Raw genomic sequence first — 17186 nt, forward strand, 5'->3', positions numbered from 1 at the left:
TGACATAGAGTATCCGAAATGACCCTGGGCCGTACCATTATTCGTTTATGTGCCATCGTGGTTGCGATGCAAGCATCTTCTGCATTGGCAGAAGTCTTTACCTTTGCCCCGCTGCGAACATCCCAGATTTCCGACCCGGAACAGTCACTTTTATCACCCGATACCCCGTCCGCGGTTATTTACGGTTCTGCCGATATTGGCGCGTTTTCCCCGGTTATCGAAGCGTTTCAGCAAGAAAACCCCTATGTCGGTGTCGAATACCATCAGCTTCAAACCCTTGAAATGTATGACATGACGCTGGCACAGCGTGCCAATGACGAACCAAATGCCGATCTGATCATCAGTTCGTCCATGGACTTGCAGATGAAACTGGCCAATGACGGCTATGCCATTTCACATCAAAGCAGCCAGACGCGCGCCTTGCCACATTGGGCGCGCTGGCGCAACGAAGCCTTTGCCGTAACGCAGGAACCCGCCGTCATTGCCTATAACCGGGCATTTTTTCGCGAACACAATCTTGAGCCGCCCAGAACCCGCGATGCCTTCATCGAACTCCTGACCAAACATGATGATCTGTTCAGTGAAAAGGTTACCACCTATGACATTGAACGAAGCGGGGTTGGTTTTCTATTTCTGGCCCGCGATGAACGCTTCTTTCCGGGTATCTGGGATTTCGTGCGCACACTTGGCCAGTCGAAGGTGAAGCTTTATTCCAACACGTCACCAATGCTGGAAAAAATCGCCGATGGTCAGGTGGTGCTTGGGTACAATCTTCTTGGCTCCTATGCAGAGACGTTCAGCCATCGCGACCCGAACCTTGGCGTTATCCTGCCCGACGACTTTATTGTCGTGTATTCGCGGATTGCAATTATTCCGCGCGACGCACAGAACCCCGACCTTGGTGCCCGTTTCCTCGACTTCATGTTATCGATCAAGGGCCAAAGCGTTCTGCAAAGCGAGGGCAATTTCAACCCGGTCCGCGCCGATGTTCCGCAAAGCCCGTTCTCGTCGCTGATTTTTGACCGTTACGGCGAACGGGTACGTTCCTTTCCGGTCGGTCCGGGTCTTCTGGTCTATCTTGATCAGGCCAAGCGCCAGCGCTTTATTCGCCGTTGGCAGGATTCCTTGCTAAACCGTCGCTAAGGCACCCTGCCCGGCATTCATTCCGTCATCAGGCCTTGTTGCATTCCGTTTTTGCACCTTCGGGAACCGGTCGGCGTTCGGGCCCGGTATAGCTCCAGATCATGCGACGCGGGATCGGGCCCTTGTTGCGGCCTCCCTGGCTGGTCTGCTCCCAGGCATGGGCAAGGATACCGACAGAACGCGACAGGCAAAACAAACCGCGCGCCAGTTCCGGTGCAAAGCCGAGTTCGGCATAGATCACCGCTGTGGCACCATCGATATTCATCGGAATACGTTTGCCTTTGCGTTTGAGCAATTCATCCTCGATACCGCGGGCAATCACTCCAAACCGGCCTGAAACATGCCCGTCCTCTGCGGCGATCTTGACCAGTTCAAGCAACCGCGGCGCCCGCGGATCAACCGGATGGAACCGGTGACCAAAACCCGGAACATGTTTGCCATGTTCTGCAATCTGATGATCCAGTCCGTCAGACACCGCTTCCTCAAACACCACACCGCGATCAATGCGGTTTGCGATATCATGATAAAGGCTTGCGGCCTGCTCGCCCGCACCGCCATGCACATCGCCCAGAACGTTCACGGCACTTGCCATGGCATTGTTAAGCCCGACCCCGCATGTCGCAGCCATCCGGGCAATGGCAATGCTTGGCGCCTGTGGACCATGATCAACGGCGGAAACCAGGGCTGCTTCGAGTAATCGCGCCTGACCAGAAGTCGGCAGTTCGCCGCGCGTCATCAGCCAGATCATCGTCGGGAAGCTGACATTTCCGATAAGTTCTTCGATTGCATAGCCGCCATAATGGATTTTTCCCGGCTCCATATCGATGATACCGGTATGCCACCAGTCGCGAACTTCCTGTTCGATTTCGGTTGCTGTCTTCTCGCTCATAATACGCCCTCATTGGCCAATGTTGAAATTTCGTCCGTCGACAGACCAAGCCCGGTCAGAATATCGGTATTGTCCTGGCCAAGTTCCGGGGGCGGCATATCAACCGACGGCGCATCCCCGTCCATCTTGATCCCGGTCTTGAGAATGCGGATATCGCGCCCGGCTCCCGGGACATTTTCAAAGGACGCCAACATTCCCCGATCGGCAATTTGTGGCAGCGCCAGCACCTGTGGAACGGTCAGAACCGCACCGGCCGGCACCCCAACCGCGTTGAAACGTTCAACCCAATGATCAGTGGCATCCGTCCTCAGCACATTTTCAAGAAGACCGCTCAAGGTTTCCCTGTTTTCGAGCCGTTCCTTGCGCGACGTAAAGCGGTCGTCACCAATCAGCTCTTCCAGCCCAAGGACACCGCATAATGCCTCGAACTGTTCCTGTTTGTTTGCGGCAATATTGATTTGGCCGTCTGCGGTGCGGAACGTTCCCGATGGCGACGATGTGAAATTGTCATTGCCATTGGCGGTCGGCTCCTTGCCCGCAACCAGATAGTTTGAAACCACCCAGCCCATGGTCGCGATGACAGATTCCAGCATCGAGATATCGATAAAGCAGCCCTTGCCGTCCTTGTTTCCAAGTGCACGTCCGGCCAGCGCCGAACTGATCGCAAAAGCGGCCGTCATGCCGCCAATCGTATCCGCCACCGGATAGCCAACGCGATAGGTCCCCTTACCCTCCTCGCCGGTAATCGTCATGATGCCCGAAAGACCCTGAACAATCTGATCATAGGCCGGAAGCTTTTTCATCGGGCCGGTTTGCCCGAACCCGGAAATCGCGCAATAGACAAGCTTCGGGTTCACCTGTGACAGGATGTCATACCCAAGCCCGAGACGGTCCATGACGCCCGGACGGAAATTCTCGACCAGCACATCGGCGCGTTCGACAAGTTTTTTAAGAATCTCTTTGCCGCGCGGATCCTTGAGATTAAGGGTGATCGACTTCTTTCCGGCATTTTGCGCCATGAACGAGACGCCCATAAGCTTTTCATTCAGGGCCATGTCCGCGCCCAGCTGCCGCGCAAGATCCCCGCGCCCCGGGGCTTCGACCTTGATCACGTCCGCGCCAAGATGGGCAAGCTGATGACAACAAAACGGCCCGGCCAAAACATTGGTAAGGTCCAGCACCGTGATTCCGGAAAGCGATTTTGATCCGTTCATGGAATTTCCTTAAATTCTGTCTAGTAGAATTATGTTCTATTATATAGAATTTTAGACCATCGCGAAATCCAAACAGCCCGTCATTGCCGATCACCCGCCTGGAACAGGACAATTTTTCATGTCAGACCAAAACGTTACCGCCGTTGAACGCGCCCTTAAAATTCTGGATGTCTTTACCGATCAGGACAGCGACTTGTCGCTTAAGGAACTGGCTGAACGCACCGGAATGTATAAAAGCACCCTGTCGCGACTGGCGGGTACGCTGGAGTCCCGCGGGTTTCTGATGTTGTCGGGACGTGGTCGCTATCGATTGGGTCCGGCCTTGTGGCGACTGGGTTCGATCTATCGGCGTTCTTATCGCATGGATGATGTGGTGCGCCCCCATCTGTCGGCACTGGTCAAAGAAAGCGGGGAAACGGCATCTTTCTACGTGCCCGAAGGATCAAGTCGTCTTTGTCTGTTTCGTGAAAATTCATCGCGCAGTTTGCGCCACCATCTTGAAGAAGGTGCTCTTTTGCCCTGTGATCGCGGGGCGGCTGGTCATGTTATCCGTGCCTGGGGCGATGGTGTCGATGATCGCGCCATCGAGGTTCTTGATGACAGGTTTGCCGAAAGCGAAGGCGAACGTGACCCGGACATATCGGCGATCGCGGTACCCGTTCTGGCCCGTCAGGGGCATCTTTTGGGTGCATTGGCACTATCCGGCCCAAGCAGCCGCTTCACACGCGAGAAACGCCATAACATTCTGCAAACATTGCAAAACCATGCCACAGAATGTGGCGACCGACTGTCTGGCTGACAGCGCATTCCCTCCCACCTTTTCCATTGCCGCAAAAATGATGTGAAAAATTTTCACGCAATTATCCGCAATGACAGGTTGATGACAGGTTCTACTGCTAACGTCCTCCAACTGCCGATCCGGGTGCGTCTTGAACGTGCCTGGAACAAACAAAAAGAATATCGGCAAGGGAGGTCATTTTTAGCGGTCGTATGCTGATGGGGAAACTGTATCGGCATTGCGACATCAACCATCTTCCTTGTTGAAGTTTTGTTCCTTTCGATCGGTCGACCGCCAAACGGGTGGTCTGGGAAAATGCTTTAGTGTCTGGAGGAGACCCTGATGAATAAGCTGACGATGTTCTCGCGTCGCGGATTTATTGCCGCAGCAACCGCTGTTGCTGTTTCGACTGCTGCATTTGGCGCCATGGATGCCAAAGCCGCAGAAATCAATGAAATTCACTTCGTCATTCCGGGCGGCGCTGGCGGCGGCTGGGACGGTACGGCACGTGGTACCGGTGAAGCCCTGACCAAATCCGGTCTGGTTGGTACCGCATCCTACGAAAACATGTCTGGCGGCGGCGGCGGTAAAGCCATTGCCTACATGATCGAAGCGGCTGACCGTCTTGACAACACCCTTATGGTCAACTCCACCCCGATCATCGTTCGTTCGCTGACCGGTGTGTTCCCGCAGTCCTTCCGTGACCTGACCCCGATTGCTGCTGTTGTTGCTGAATATGCTGCATTCGCAGTTCCGGCAGACAGCAAATTCCAGTCCTTTACCGATGTAGTTGACGCGGTCAAAGCGGATCCGAACTCGGTCAAGTTCGGCGGCGGTTCGGTTCGTGGTGGTATGGACCACATTGTTGCTGCCTATGCTGTCCAGAAAGCTGGCGGCGATGCGAAACAGGTAAAATACATCCCCTACGATGCTGGCGGCAAAGCAATTGCAGGCCTTCTCTCAGGTGAAACCGAAGTTCTGTCGACCGGTCTTGGTGAACTGCTTGAACTGGCCAAGGCTGGCCAGATCCGCATTCTTGCCGTGACCTCGAAAGAACGCGTTGAAGCGGCTCCGGACGTAGCGTCGCTGGGTGAACTCGGCATTGATGCCGAATTCGTCAACTGGCGCGGTTATTTCGGCTCCCCGGCACTTTCGGCTGAAAAAGCGGATGCCTATGCAGCGGTCCTGAAAGACGTTCAGGCAACCCCGGAATGGGAAACCGTTCGCAAGCGCAATGGCTGGGAAAAAATCTACAAGCCGCGTGCCGAGTTTTCCGCCTTCATGGAAAACCAGGAAAAGGTCGTTGGCGACCTGATGCGCGAACTCGGCTTCCTGAAATAAGCCACTAGAACACAAGTAAAAAGACCTCCGAAGGAAACCACGCCATGTCCATCAATCGCGACAAATTCGGCGCATTGCTATTCCTATGCCTTGCGCTGATTTATGGCTTTTATGTCGGTGATATCCCGCTGCTGTTTGGCGACGAGGATGCCCCGTTTAACGCCAGAACCCTCCCTAATGCACTTGCCTGGATCCTGGGCGTGGTTTCCTTTATCCAACTGATCCTGCCGGCCAACCAGGAGGCCGGCAACCTTGCGGATGCCTTCCGTGGCCTCAAATGGCGCCGCGTTGTCATCCTTGCGGGTCTGATGGTGTTTTACGGCCTCACGATCCGCCAGCTTGGCTTCCCGATTTCGACCTCCCTCTTCCTGATGGGTGGTTTCTATACCCTTGGCGAACGACGTCCCCTGGTTCTGGTTTTGACGGCTGTTCTTGTCACACTCGCATTCTGGGGCCTGCTTTATCTGATGGGTATTTACCTGACCCCTGGCGATTTCTTCTACTATCTCGGTTGGATGTCGAACGATGCTTGATGGAATTTTCGCCGGTCTTTCGACCGCTGTCATGCCGATCAACCTTTTGATGGTTGCTGTTGGCTGTTTCGCAGGCACCTTTATCGGGATGCTCCCCGGTCTTGGCCCGATTACCGCCATTGCACTGATGATCCCGATCACCTACGGGTTTGATCCGTCGACCGGCCTGATTTTGATGGCTGGTGTGTATTATGGGGCGATTTTCGGCGGGTCGACCTCTTCTATTCTGATTAACGCACCGGGTGTTGCCGGTACGGTTGCGACCGCCTTTGACGGCTATCCGATGGCCCAGAAAGGCCAGGCTGGCAAGGCACTGGCAATTGCGGCCTATGCGTCGTTCTCTGGCGGTACGATCGCTGCGATCTTCCTGCTGGTGGCGGCACCGGCCTTGGCCTCTGTTTCGCTGTCTTTCCAGTCTGGTGATTATTTCGCACTGATGGTCCTGGGTCTTACGGCCGTATCGGCCTTTGCCGGCAAGGGCCAGGTTCTCAAGGCCATCACCATGACGCTGTTTGGTATCATGCTGTCGACCATCGGCACCGATCCGGCGGCCGGTGTTGCACGCTTCACTTTTGGCAGCATGGACCTTATCGACGGTATCAGCTTCCTGTTGCTCGCGATGTCGACCTTTGCCCTGTCCGAGGCATTGCTGTCGATCCTGCGTCCGACCAAGGACACACGTAGCGACGAGGAAAAGGCTCTTAAAAGCCTTGGCTCGATGAAGCTTTCCAAGGATGAAGTCAAAACCATGGTTCCGGTCATTGGCCGTTCGTCGATCCTTGGTTTCTTCACCGGTGTTCTTCCGGGTGCGGGTGCGACCATTGCCTCGTTCCTGGCCTATGGCATGGAACGCAACCTTGCTTCGGCCAAGGAAAAGCTTCAGTTCGGCAAAGGTTCGATCCGTGGTCTGGCGGCACCGGAAACTGCCAACAATGCCGCGTGTTCTGGCTCTTTCGTACCGCTTCTGACCCTTGGTATCCCGGGATCTGGTACGACGGCTGTCATGATGGGCGCGCTGATTTCCTATGGCGTTCAGCCCGGCCCTCGCCTGTTTGTTGAACAGCCTGCTGTGTTCTGGTCTGTCATCATTTCGATGTATATCGGGAATGTGGTGCTGCTGATCCTGAACCTGCCGCTGATCCCGTATATTTCCCGTCTGCTTGCCCTGCCCCAGCAGCTTCTGGTGCCGTTCGTTCTGTTCTTCTCGCTGGTTGGTGTTTACCTGGTGACCTTTAACACCATGGACATCCACATGATGGTGATTGCAGCAGCAATCGCGATCGGCCTGCGCCTGCTGAACTATCCGATGGCGCCGATGCTTCTTGGCTTCATTCTGGGCAAGATGATGGAAGAAAACCTGCGTCGTGCCCTGGCAATCAGTGACGGGTCGATCTCGTTCCTTTGGGAACGTCCGATCACGCTCGTCATTCTGCTGATCAGCATTCTGTTCCTGTCTGCTCCGCTGATCGGGAACCTTCGGGAATGGATGCGTAATCGCAAAACAGTTCCCAATGACGGTGAACTCTAAAAACCGACGTTAATCGGCGCGAAGGAAACTGGTGAATGCGTTTTATTGATAATCTGTCGATCGGCCCCAAGACCCTTTTGGTTCCGGTCTTCCTTATGATCGTCATCATCGCCATGGGGATTGCCACGGTCGCAACCCTTCAAAGCGAAAAAGCCACTCTCACCAGCCTTCGCGTCGAAGCCTATGAACGGCGATCCGATGCCCTGACGCTCAGCAGTGCGTTAAATGAGGCCCACGGATCGCTGTTTCGTATTCTGACCTGGGATTCCAATGGCATTAATGCCGCGGTAGTCCCCGACCTGCGTGAAAAAGTCAGCAAGCTGTCCACAGAACTGGCACCGCTTGCCGATCGTCTGGCCACTGTTGGTGGTGACGAATTCCGCAGCAACTACGCAAAATACATGGAACAGGTTGACCAGTTCCTTGTCGAAAGCGAAATGAACATTTATGGCGCGCTGGAAGTCATCGCCCAAGCCGATGAGACATTCCAGGCCCTGCAAGCGCCGCTTACTGAAATTCTTGTGCAATCCCACGACATCGCGACAACGTCCTTTGCCGAAGCAACATCCCAGGCAGAAGCCCTCCAGCAGGTCTTTGTTGTTGTTGCCATTGTTGTGGTCCTGATTGCCGGGTCGGTATCGATTTTTGTATCGCGCCGCATTTCACGGCCGATGACCGACCTTGCCCATTTGATCGAACAGATTTCCAATGGTGATCTGGATATCGAGGTCCGTGGCGTTCAGCGCCGTGATGAAATCGGCACTGTTGCCCGGTCTGTCACCGTCTTGCGCGACCAGTCACGCGAAGCCGAAAACCTGCGCAAGGAACGCGAACGTGTGCGCGGCCTTGAACGTCAGCGTCAGCAAAATCTGATCGAGGCAACCGAACATTTCCAGCGCACCGTACAAGAAGCCCTGTCGGGCTTTGATCGTGAATTCGGATCTCTAAACGGTTCGGCCAGCGATATGGAACAAATCGCCACCCATGCCAGCGCCCGCTCTGCCGATGCCAATCAACATTCCGAGCAGGTTCTCCATCACATCGAAGCGGTATCGCAAACGACTGCCAGCCTGTCCGAAGCCATCGCCGAAATCGGTCAGCAGGCCCAGAATTCTGCAACTGTCGCCGGGCGCGCCCGCGAGGAAAGCGAACATTCTCGCGCCCTGTTTGAACAGCTGACATCTGCCACCCAGCGCATTGGTGATATCGTCAGCCTGATCGAAGACATTGCCAGCCAGACCAACCTTCTGGCCCTGAATGCCACGATCGAAGCCGCACGTGCTGGCGATGCCGGCAAAGGCTTTGCCGTGGTTGCCGGCGAGGTCAAAAACCTTGCCTCGCAAACCGCGCGCGCGACCGAAGATATCGCAAGCCAGGTCGAAGAAATTCGCGGTCTGACCGACAATGTGGTCAATGCGCTTCATTCTGTTGCCGATGTGATTGGCGAAGTCGATCAGTCGGCGGCCGCAATCGCGGCAGCTGTCGAAGAACAGCAGGCCTCTACAGCCGGTATTTCCGACAGCATCCAGGATGCCAATGGCGGCATGCGTACCGTTGCCGAAGCTGTCGGCGCGCTTGATAACGAAACCGCACGGGTTCATAACGGCTCGGAAAATGTGACCCGGGCGACCAATACCCTGAATACCGAAGCATCGCGCTTGCGTGATGCCATTGACGGCTTCCTCGAACAAATCGAAAAAAACAAGGCTGACGCGTAATGACCAAAACACAGGACGATCCATCACAAGACAGTTGGATCACACGATTTTCCAGTGTTTTGACACCGCGCTTTTTTAAAAAACTGGCCATTGGCCTTGGGATCGGACTTGTTGGCGGGCTCATCGCCCATTCCATCAATATGCCACTGGCATGGATGATGGGGCCGATGCTGGCAACCTTTGTTGCAAGCCTTCTGCGCGTGCCGATGGGTATTCCCATGCAGTTCCGGTCTGTGATTTTGGGCGTGATCGGGATTTTTCTTGGCGCTTCCTTTACGCCCGATACCTTTGATCAGGCGGCCCGCTGGCCCATCAGCATGATTGCTGTTTTGCTTTATGTTCCGGTAATCACCGTGATCATCACCTGGTTTTACAGCAAGGTCGCCCGTCTTGATCCGGCAACCGCCCTGTTTTCTGCAACGCCGGGCGGACTGACCCCCATGGTGGTTCTCGGGGCTGCGGCCGGCGGGAATGAGCAGGAAATTGCACTGACACAAGGTTTGCGGGTGCTGCTTCTGGTGATGTCTGCCCCGCTGATTGTTTTGCTGATTACGGGTGTCGTCGCCAATGGACACGGCGACAGCGAAGCCATCCACATGAGCTTGGGCGAAGGCGCACTTACCGCGATTTGTGCCCTTGTCACCATCCTGATTTTCCGCAAAATCGGTGTGCCGGCCTCCTATATGACCGGCGCGATGGCAGCAAGCATGGTTTTGCATGTCACCGGCATCGTCGAAGGCAACCTGCCCGACTGGCTTCTTGCCGGCAGTCTGTTGATCCTTGGATCTGCCATCGGCAGCCGCTTTTCTGGTGTGAAGCTTGCTGTTCTGGGACGGCTGGCGATTTATTCGGTTCTGGCAACCTTGGTTGTGCTGGCCTTTACCGGCGGTGTTGCCTGGTTCGTGTCGCAATGGCTCGATCTTGACTTCATTGCGGTTCTGCTGGCCTTTGCGCCGGGTGGCGTGGCCGAGATGTCGCTGATTGCACTAGCCCTGAATGTCGAACCAAGCTTTGTGGCCTTTCACCATATCGTGCGGATTTTCGAAATCGTGCTTCTGGCACCGATCATGGCAAAATGGTTCGAACGCCATTTCAACCGCAAAAACGGCGAACTCAAATAGACAACATTTTTGATTTACAGTGTATTATAGAAGCCACCTGATGCACTTGATCAGAACGTGCGGCCCTTGATATGCCGATGGATCAGTCACGTTTTTCAACGATCACGTCGTGATCAAGAACCGGTGCGACATCAATGTCACTGGCATCCATCATCCCCGAAACACGCTGCAAGGCGGCAATCAGGAAGGTTTGCTCCCATTCTTCCAGACTGTTGAAATTGTCTGAAAAACGGTCGTGCAATGCCATCGGCGCACGATCAAGGATGGATCGCCCCTGCTCTGTCAGACGGACAAAGACTTTGCGCTTGTCGGTATCGCCGCGTTCGCGCGACACAAACCCCATTGCCTGAAGCTTGTCGACCAATGATGTCGTCGATGCCTGGGCAAGGTTGACCTTCGCGGCAATCTGCCCGACCGTCATCTCGCCGAATTCTTCAAGTGACTGCAAAACAAGCAATTGGGACGTTTTCAGCCCGGTAATCTTACCAAGTTTTTTAGCGTGAATATCACTCGCCCGTAAAATTCGGCGGATCGAGATCAGTGCTTCGTGCAATTTATCCATGATGAATATCCGGGCGTTAATTTTGTCCTGCTGCAAAACCTGTTTTAGCCCCGAAAACCGCAATTCGCAACGATATATGGCATTATTCCATCGACTTTCGATATTTAATTACATCGATATTCGTTATTTTAAGGAAAAATTATTTCATCATTTCCCCGCAATGATTATCGACCATCGATCCATTATAGTTACGTTTATTTTCAATAACTTATTGCATTTCACAGGATTTTAACAGTCGCCCCCTTGATCATTTTCCATCGATATTCTATACATCTATCGCGACATGAATGATCGCATATCGAAATAACAGAACAGGCAGACCGATGAAAATTGCCACCACAAAGGGCAATACCGGCCAGAAAGCCAACCTGATTATCCGAAAACCCAAGGCCACTGACGGCGCGACGGTGAACAACCTGATTGCCGAATGTAAGCCCCTGGACGAAAACTCCGTGTATTGCAATCTGCTGCAATGCTCGCACTTCGCAGACACCTGCGCGATTGCAGAACTTGATGGCGAAGCCGTCGGCTTCGTCTCGGGCTATCTTGTCCCGAACAAACCGGACCAGCTTTTCATCTGGCAGGTCGCCGTTTCGCCCAAGGCGCGCGGATTGCGCCTGGCCAAACGTCTGATCCTTGACATTCTTGATCGTCCGGCATGCCACAACGTGACGGAACTGAACACGACGATCACGTCAACGAATGCCCCGTCACAGGGCGTATTCCGTTCAGTCGCACGTGAGCTTGGCGCTGACGTCAAACGCAAGGTCCAGTTCGAACGCGAAACCCATTTCGATGGGGCTGCTGCCAGCGAAATCCTGTGGCAGATCGGACCGTTTGAACGCAAGGACGTTGAACGCGTCGCGGCCTGATCCGACCCAACCGATATTCACCCAACGCATGCATCAAACGGATCGTACCGTTTTTGGAACAACCGGCCTGCCGGAACGTTTGGCATGACAAGTGGAATTGATTTTCCCAATCTGAAAGAGGGAACCATGACTGTATTTGATCGTCTTGAATCGGAAGTTCAGAGCTACGCACGCTCCTTCCCGGTAACTTTTGAAACGGCCGAAGGCGCCTGGCTGACCGATGAAAACGGAAATCGCTATCTAGATTTCCTTGCCGGTGCCGGCAGCCTGAATTACGGCCACAACCATCCGGTCCTGCAGGAAAAGCTGATTGATTACATCAAATCAAACGGCGTTACCCACGGCCTGGATATGCACACCAAGGCCAAGGCCGCATTCCTTGAAGCACTTGAAACCAAAATCCTCAAGCCGCGCGACATGGAATACAAGGTCCAGTTTACCGGGCCGACCGGCACCAATGCGGTCGAAGCTGCCCTTAAACTGGCGCGCCGCGTCAAAGGTCGTGAAACCGTGATCTCGTTTACCAACGGCTTCCATGGCTGCACCCTTGGTTCGCTCGCCATTACCGGTAACGAACATCACCGGGGCGCTGCCGGCGTGTCGCTTGACAATGCTGTTGCTGTTCCGTTTGACGGCTACATGGGCGATGGTGCTGATACCACCGAATATCTCGATCGTGTCCTGTCGGACAATTCAAGTGGCGTCGCCCTGCCCGCTGCTGTCATCGTTGAAACGCTTCAGGGTGAAGGTGGCCTGAATGCGGCTGACTTCGGCTGGCTGAAAAACCTCGAAGCTGTGTGCCGCAAGCACGACATCCTTCTGATTGTCGATGACATTCAGGCTGGCTGTGGTCGTACCGGTACTTTCTTCAGCTTTGAACCGGCCGGCATCAAACCGGATATGATCACCCTGTCGAAATCGCTTTCGGCTTATGGTCTTCCGCTGGCTGTTGTCCTGATCAAACCGGAATTCGATATCTGGCATCCGGGCGAACATAACGGCACCTTCCGCGGCAACAACCACGCGTTTGTTACGGCCGCCGCCGCTCTGGACCATTTCTGGTCGGATGACAAATTCGCAGCCGATGTCCGCGACAAGGCCGAATTTCTTGGCAACCGCCTTGAAGAAATTGCGCAGCGCTATGGTGATGGCAAGTTGTACCGCAAGGGCCGTGGCCTGATGCAGGGAATCTGCTTTGAAAGCGGTGAAATGGCATCGAAAGTCACCAAGGAATGCTTCAAGCATAACCTGGTCATCGAAACCAGTGGACCGGAAGACGAAGTGGTGAAATGCCTTGTGCCGCTGATCATCTCCAAGCAGGATTTGGCGCATGGTCTTGATATTCTTGAAATGGCAACTGCCAAAGCCATGGGCAAGGATGTCGCACCGGTCAAAGCAGCAGCTGAATAATAGCCAGGTTGGGCGACATCCACGGGTGTCGCCCACGCCCCACAACTTCATAAAATCAAAGAGTTAAAAATGATTGTTCGCACACTGAAAGAATGTGAAGCATCCGGCCGTCGCGTGGTTTCGGACAACTGGGAAAGCACCCGCCTGTCGCTTGCAGATGATGGCATGGGTTTCTCGTTCCACATCACCACCATCTATGCCGGCACCGAAACCGAAATCTGCTATGCCAACCATTTCGAGACGGTTTATTGCATTTCGGGCAATGGCGAAGTCGAAACCATCGAAGATGGCAAGAAATACAAGATCGAGCCGGGCACGGTTTACATCCTCAACAAACATGACCGTCACTATCTGCGTGGCGGCACCGAGGACATGGTTGTCGCATGCGCGTTCAACCCGCCTTTGAACGGCCGTGAAGTCCATGACGAAAACGGCGTCTACCCGCTCGATGGTGATGCGCTCGCCAGCTAAGACTCTTGTTTGAGGCGGCCGGCAACGACCGCCTCAAACTTTCTTAAGCCAATAAACTTTCAAGGAAACGCCCCCAAAGGAGGCAACATGCTTTCAGCCCAGAAAAAATCGGACGCTGGGCATAGCGTTCACAAGATCGGTGGTACGTCGATGACCCAGGTTGATGCGGTCATGGACAACATTCTGGTCGGCAATCGTAAAGAAGACGAACTCTATAACCGGGTCTTTGTCGTTTCGGCATATGGCGGTTTTACCGATCTTTTGCTGGAAAACAAGAAAACCGGTGAGCCGGGTGTCTATCAGCTTTATGCCGGCTCGGAAACCGATTGGGCCTGGGGTGATGCCCTGACCGGCGTTTCCGAAAAGATGTGTGAAATTAACGAGCAGATCTTTGGTGACGCACCGGAACTGAAATTGGCCAATGCGTTTGTTCAGGAACGTATTGAAGGGACACGCAGCTGCCTGATGGATCTTCATCGCCTCTGCAGCTTTGGCCATTTCAAACTGGAAAAGCATCTTTTGACCGTTCGCGAAATGCTTTCGGCCATTGGCGAAGCACATAGTGCCCATAACACGATGCTTCTGCTGCGTGCCAAGGGCGTCAATGCTGTGTTCGCAGACCTTTCGGGCTGGCGCGAGCCAGAGGCCTCTACCCTTGATGGCCGGATCGAAAAGGTTTTCGAAGATATCGACATTTCAAGCCAGCTTGCGATTGCAACCGGCTATGCCCAGTGCAGCGAAGGTCTGATGAGCATCTATGGCCGCGGCTATAGCGAGGTGACTTTCTCGCGGATTGCCTGCCTGACCCAGGCGCAGGAAGCCATCATTCATAAGGAATTCCACCTTTCAAGCGCCGATCCGCGCATTGTTGGTGAAGATGCCGTTCGCCCGATTGGCCGTACCAGTTATGATGTTGCCGATCAGCTTTCCAATATGGGTATGGAAGCCATTCATCCGCGCGCGGCCAAAGGTCTGCGCCAGAATGATATTCCGCTGCGTATTGCCAACACGTTTGAACCGGAACATCCGGGCACGGTGATTGATGACCACTGGAATCCGGAAAGCAGCCGCGTTGAAATCGTTACCGGCGTTCCGACCGCGTTCGAGATCGAAGTGTTCAATCAGGACATGGTTGGCGTTCCTGGTGGCGAGGAATCCATTCTTAGCGTTCTGAAACGCTATAAGGTTCCGACCGTCACCAAGAACCTTAATGCCAATACGATCACCCATTACGTGTCGGCACCGCTCAAGCAGATCCGTCGTTGTGTTGACGAGATCGAAGCCAAGCACCCCGAAGCAACGGTTCAGACCCGTAAAGTCGCCATCGTATCGGTGATCGGTGCCAATATCGCCCAGCCGGGCCTGTTTGCCCGTGCAGTGTCGGTTCTTGATGATGCCGGTGTTGAACTGGTGGCGTCGCACTATCCGAGCCGCCGGGTCGATCTTCAGTTCGTGGTTGCCGAAGGCGACTTCAACAAGGCCGTCATCGCCCTTCATCGCGGCCTGGTCGAAGGCAAAGGCAAAGCCGACAACACCGAGGATGATAGCGCTAACAAGCAGGCAAAGCTTAAAGCTGCCTGATCCTGATCGCGTCCCAACCAAGACCAGAACCCGCAAGTGCACCTGTTGCCTTGCGGGTTTTGTTTTGACCGCATCCCGTACTTGCCAGCCATGATGCAGCGCGATAGGACTAAAACATTGTTCTGTTCCGGCTTAAAAGGACCCCGTCATGAGCACCCATAACAGCAAAGCCATCAACGAGTTGCTTGACGTCATGGCAAAGCTCCGCGATCCGGATGGCGGCTGCCCCTGGGATCTCGAACAGGATTTTTCGACCATTGCCCCGTACACGATCGAAGAAGCCTATGAAGTGGCCGATGCGATTGCCGATAATGACATGCCCGAACTGTGCAATGAATTGGGTGATTTGCTGCTTCAGGTCGTTTTCCATGCCCAGATGGCCAAAGAAGCCGGTCATTTCGACTTTGAAGACGTCGCACAAAGCATCGTTGCAAAGATGACCAGCCGTCATCCACATGTTTTTGGCGATGGTGATGCCACCACGACCGAGGGAGTCAATCAGACCTGGGAAAAGATCAAGGCCGCCGAACGCGCCCAAAAGGCCGAAACCAAGGGACATGAACGTCACAGCGCCCTTGACGGGGTTGCAAGCGCCCTGCCCGCATTGATGCGCGCAGAAAAATTGACCAAACGCGCAGCCCGTGTCGGGTTTGATTGGCCCAGCACCGACGAAGTGTTTGACAAGCTTCACGAAGAAATCGACGAACTCAAAGCCGAGATGACCGAAAACCCCGATCCCGCACGCTTGCAGGATGAACTGGGTGACATGCTTTTTGTGATGGCCAATCTGGCCCGCAAAATCGGTGTGGATCCCGAAGTTGCCCTGCGCGGCGCCAATCACAAATTCACCAAGCGCTTTCATTTCATCGAAGACGAACTTGCCCGCGACGGACGCACCGCCGCACAATCAGATCTGAATGAAATGGACGCGCTCTGGAACCTGGCCAAAAAAGTCGAACGGGGTCAGGCATAGTTACCCAAGACCGCTCTGAATGCGATCTTGGGCCAACGGCTTGGTTTTCCTGCCGCATATAGAGTTCGATCAGAAGTCCGATTGGTGGAACGTTACGCGGGTTGTTCAGGCATCCTCGGAACACGGACCGTCGCGAGCCTCTTCACCGGATGGCGGCAACGATTGGCTCACACCCACAAATAGGCCGCGTGAAGTTACGAGAACAGCGGCAACAGAATCTCGTTTATTTCGTGCCATAGTTCTTCCGAGCTTGCGCACAGAAGTCCCGGTGCTGTGGCATTGGCGTTATATTCATTGTCCTTGTCGGTCATGATATAGCGCGCAAAGCCGCCGGCCTCCCGCACAAGCAACGTGCCCGGTGCATGATCCCACGGTTTCAACGTGCGATAAGCACAAAAGTCATATGCACCGCGCGCCGTTTCTTCATATTCCGCGCCACAGCAGGAATAATGCGCGACCTCGTCAAAGAAATCGAGATGCCCGTAATGTTTCCGGATGCGGTCGCGGGCATAGGAAATCAGGAAACCCTTCGCATCGCGCGCATTCTTGATGTTGGATCGAACCGAAACCGGCTGATCCTGATAACGGGTTCCCGATCCCTTTTCAGCAACAGTTGCATGCCCTTCGATCGGATCAATAATCCAGGCTGCTACCGTCTCGCCACCGTGATAAAGCCCGACCATGCATCGAAATGGCTGACGATGATGGGCAAAGTTCTTGGTGCCATCGACCGGATCAATGATCCAGAACGGATCAGAACCGGCAAAGACCCGATCCTGTAACTTGGCATCGGCATGGGCAGCCTCTTCGCCAAGTGCCAGACTTCCGGGCAGCAAGTCGGTCAGGCGCGCGGTCAAGACACGTTCGGCTTCGGTATCTGCGATGGTCACCAGATCAAGGGCGTGGGATTTGGTGTCAATATCTGCGTCGTCAAGCTGGCCGAAGCGCGGGGCGATTTCAGTTGCCGATACCTCGCGGATAATTTCGGTAACCTTATCCATATCGACTGTTATCGCCACGCTACTTCTCCCATCGGGTAAACTTGATTACGC

16 protein-coding genes are annotated in these 17186 nt (G+C 54.3%); 12 read left to right on the forward strand and 4 right to left on the reverse strand.

Features of this window, described 5'->3' with window-relative positions; translation table 11 throughout:
* The first annotated feature begins 18 nt into the window (after positions 1 to 18).
* Positions 19 to 1143, forward strand: coding sequence for an ABC transporter substrate-binding protein (locus tag M9H61_RS04190; protein ID WP_250283575.1), 1125 nt, complete (start codon positions 19 to 21; stop codon positions 1141 to 1143).
* Between the two features lie 28 nt (positions 1144 to 1171).
* Here M9H61_RS04190 and M9H61_RS04195 read toward each other — a convergent pair whose 3' ends face one another.
* A complete protein-coding gene (locus M9H61_RS04195) occupies positions 1172 to 2032 on the reverse strand; it encodes a citryl-CoA lyase (protein WP_250283577.1) in 861 nt (286 codons plus the stop codon).
* A complete protein-coding gene (locus tag M9H61_RS04200; protein WP_250283579.1) occupies positions 2029 to 3246 on the reverse strand; it encodes a CaiB/BaiF CoA-transferase family protein in 1218 nt (405 codons plus the stop codon). The genes M9H61_RS04195 and M9H61_RS04200 overlap by 4 nt, the downstream gene beginning before the upstream one ends.
* Before the next feature lie 118 nt (positions 3247 to 3364).
* On the opposite strand from M9H61_RS04200, the gene M9H61_RS04205 reads away from it, so the two are divergent.
* The 6 genes from M9H61_RS04205 (at position 3365) to M9H61_RS04230 (ending at position 10265) form a co-directional block, all read left to right on the forward strand.
* Positions 3365 to 4045 (forward strand): IclR family transcriptional regulator, encoded by a 681-nt coding sequence (locus M9H61_RS04205; protein ID WP_250283581.1) that lies wholly within the window; start codon positions 3365 to 3367, stop codon positions 4043 to 4045.
* Positions 4046 to 4366: 321 nt separating this feature from the next.
* Positions 4367 to 5365 (forward strand): tripartite tricarboxylate transporter substrate binding protein, encoded by a 999-nt coding sequence (locus M9H61_RS04210; RefSeq protein ID WP_068519052.1) that lies wholly within the window; start codon positions 4367 to 4369, stop codon positions 5363 to 5365.
* A gap of 44 nt (positions 5366 to 5409) precedes the next feature.
* A complete protein-coding gene (locus M9H61_RS04215) occupies positions 5410 to 5898 on the forward strand; it encodes a tripartite tricarboxylate transporter TctB family protein (RefSeq protein WP_101246259.1) in 489 nt (162 codons plus the stop codon).
* On the forward strand, positions 5891 to 7426 hold the full coding sequence (locus M9H61_RS04220) for a tripartite tricarboxylate transporter permease (RefSeq protein WP_068519050.1): 1536 nt from the start codon (positions 5891 to 5893) through the stop codon (positions 7424 to 7426). Before M9H61_RS04215 ends, M9H61_RS04220 begins: the two co-directional genes overlap by 8 nt.
* Positions 7427 to 7461: 35 nt before the next feature.
* Positions 7462 to 9144, forward strand: coding sequence for a methyl-accepting chemotaxis protein (locus M9H61_RS04225; protein WP_250283583.1), 1683 nt, complete (start codon positions 7462 to 7464; stop codon positions 9142 to 9144).
* Positions 9144 to 10265: an AbrB family transcriptional regulator gene (locus M9H61_RS04230; protein ID WP_250283585.1), complete on the forward strand. Its 1122-nt coding sequence runs from the start codon at positions 9144 to 9146 to the stop codon at positions 10263 to 10265. Before M9H61_RS04225 ends, M9H61_RS04230 begins: the two co-directional genes overlap by 1 nt.
* A gap of 82 nt (positions 10266 to 10347) precedes the next feature.
* Here the strand turns inward: M9H61_RS04230 and M9H61_RS04235 are convergent, their stop codons facing one another.
* Positions 10348 to 10827: a MarR family winged helix-turn-helix transcriptional regulator gene (locus M9H61_RS04235; RefSeq protein ID WP_068519209.1), complete on the reverse strand. Its 480-nt coding sequence runs from the start codon at positions 10825 to 10827 to the stop codon at positions 10348 to 10350.
* Positions 10828 to 11150: 323 nt separating this feature from the next.
* On the opposite strand from M9H61_RS04235, the gene ectA reads away from it, so the two are divergent.
* The 5 genes from ectA (at position 11151) to mazG (ending at position 16134) form a co-directional block, all read left to right on the forward strand.
* Positions 11151 to 11699, forward strand: coding sequence for a diaminobutyrate acetyltransferase (gene ectA / locus M9H61_RS04240; RefSeq protein ID WP_068519047.1), 549 nt, complete (start codon positions 11151 to 11153; stop codon positions 11697 to 11699).
* 126 nt (positions 11700 to 11825) lie between these two features.
* Positions 11826 to 13109, forward strand: a complete 1284-nt coding sequence (ectB, locus tag M9H61_RS04245; protein ID WP_250283587.1) for a diaminobutyrate--2-oxoglutarate transaminase — start codon at positions 11826 to 11828, stop codon at positions 13107 to 13109.
* A gap of 69 nt (positions 13110 to 13178) precedes the next feature.
* A complete protein-coding gene (locus tag M9H61_RS04250) occupies positions 13179 to 13580 on the forward strand; it encodes an ectoine synthase (protein ID WP_068519046.1) in 402 nt (133 codons plus the stop codon).
* A gap of 87 nt (positions 13581 to 13667) precedes the next feature.
* Positions 13668 to 15161 carry an aspartate kinase gene (locus M9H61_RS04255; RefSeq protein WP_250283589.1) on the forward strand — a complete coding sequence of 498 codons (1494 nt, stop codon included), beginning with the start codon at positions 13668 to 13670 and terminating at the stop codon, positions 15159 to 15161.
* Positions 15162 to 15309: 148 nt separating this feature from the next.
* The gene (gene mazG / locus M9H61_RS04260) at positions 15310 to 16134 is read left to right on the forward strand and encodes a nucleoside triphosphate pyrophosphohydrolase (protein WP_250283592.1); all 825 of its coding nucleotides are present in this window, start codon (positions 15310 to 15312) and stop codon (positions 16132 to 16134) included.
* Positions 16135 to 16328: 194 nt separating this feature from the next.
* On the opposite strand, the gene M9H61_RS04265 is transcribed toward mazG, so the two are convergent.
* Positions 16329 to 17153 (reverse strand): inositol monophosphatase family protein, encoded by an 825-nt coding sequence (locus M9H61_RS04265; protein WP_228195524.1) that lies wholly within the window; start codon positions 17151 to 17153, stop codon positions 16329 to 16331.
* Between the last annotated feature and the right edge of the window lie 33 nt (positions 17154 to 17186).

Source organism: Thalassospira sp. GO-4 (genome assembly GCF_023588965.1).
GTDB classification, from domain to species: Bacteria; Pseudomonadota; Alphaproteobacteria; order Rhodospirillales; family Thalassospiraceae; genus Thalassospira; species Thalassospira povalilytica.

Coding starts and splice junctions, on each gene's coding strand:
- M9H61_RS04190 (WP_250283575.1), top strand. CDS start 19: ATGACCCTGGGCCGTACCATTATTCGTTTATGTGCCATCGTGGTTGCG.
- M9H61_RS04195 (WP_250283577.1), bottom strand. CDS start 2,032: ATGAGCGAGAAGACAGCAACCGAAATCGAACAGGAAGTTCGCGACTGG.
- M9H61_RS04200 (WP_250283579.1), bottom strand. CDS start 3,246: ATGAACGGATCAAAATCGCTTTCCGGAATCACGGTGCTGGACCTTACC.
- M9H61_RS04205 (WP_250283581.1), top strand. CDS start 3,365: ATGTCAGACCAAAACGTTACCGCCGTTGAACGCGCCCTTAAAATTCTG.
- M9H61_RS04210 (WP_068519052.1), top strand. CDS start 4,367: ATGAATAAGCTGACGATGTTCTCGCGTCGCGGATTTATTGCCGCAGCA.
- M9H61_RS04215 (WP_101246259.1), top strand. CDS start 5,410: ATGTCCATCAATCGCGACAAATTCGGCGCATTGCTATTCCTATGCCTT.
- M9H61_RS04220 (WP_068519050.1), top strand. CDS start 5,891: ATGCTTGATGGAATTTTCGCCGGTCTTTCGACCGCTGTCATGCCGATC.
- M9H61_RS04225 (WP_250283583.1), top strand. CDS start 7,462: ATGCGTTTTATTGATAATCTGTCGATCGGCCCCAAGACCCTTTTGGTT.
- M9H61_RS04230 (WP_250283585.1), top strand. CDS start 9,144: ATGACCAAAACACAGGACGATCCATCACAAGACAGTTGGATCACACGA.
- M9H61_RS04235 (WP_068519209.1), bottom strand. CDS start 10,827: ATGGATAAATTGCACGAAGCACTGATCTCGATCCGCCGAATTTTACGG.
- ectA (WP_068519047.1), top strand. CDS start 11,151: ATGAAAATTGCCACCACAAAGGGCAATACCGGCCAGAAAGCCAACCTG.
- ectB (WP_250283587.1), top strand. CDS start 11,826: ATGACTGTATTTGATCGTCTTGAATCGGAAGTTCAGAGCTACGCACGC.
- M9H61_RS04250 (WP_068519046.1), top strand. CDS start 13,179: ATGATTGTTCGCACACTGAAAGAATGTGAAGCATCCGGCCGTCGCGTG.
- M9H61_RS04255 (WP_250283589.1), top strand. CDS start 13,668: ATGCTTTCAGCCCAGAAAAAATCGGACGCTGGGCATAGCGTTCACAAG.
- mazG (WP_250283592.1), top strand. CDS start 15,310: ATGAGCACCCATAACAGCAAAGCCATCAACGAGTTGCTTGACGTCATG.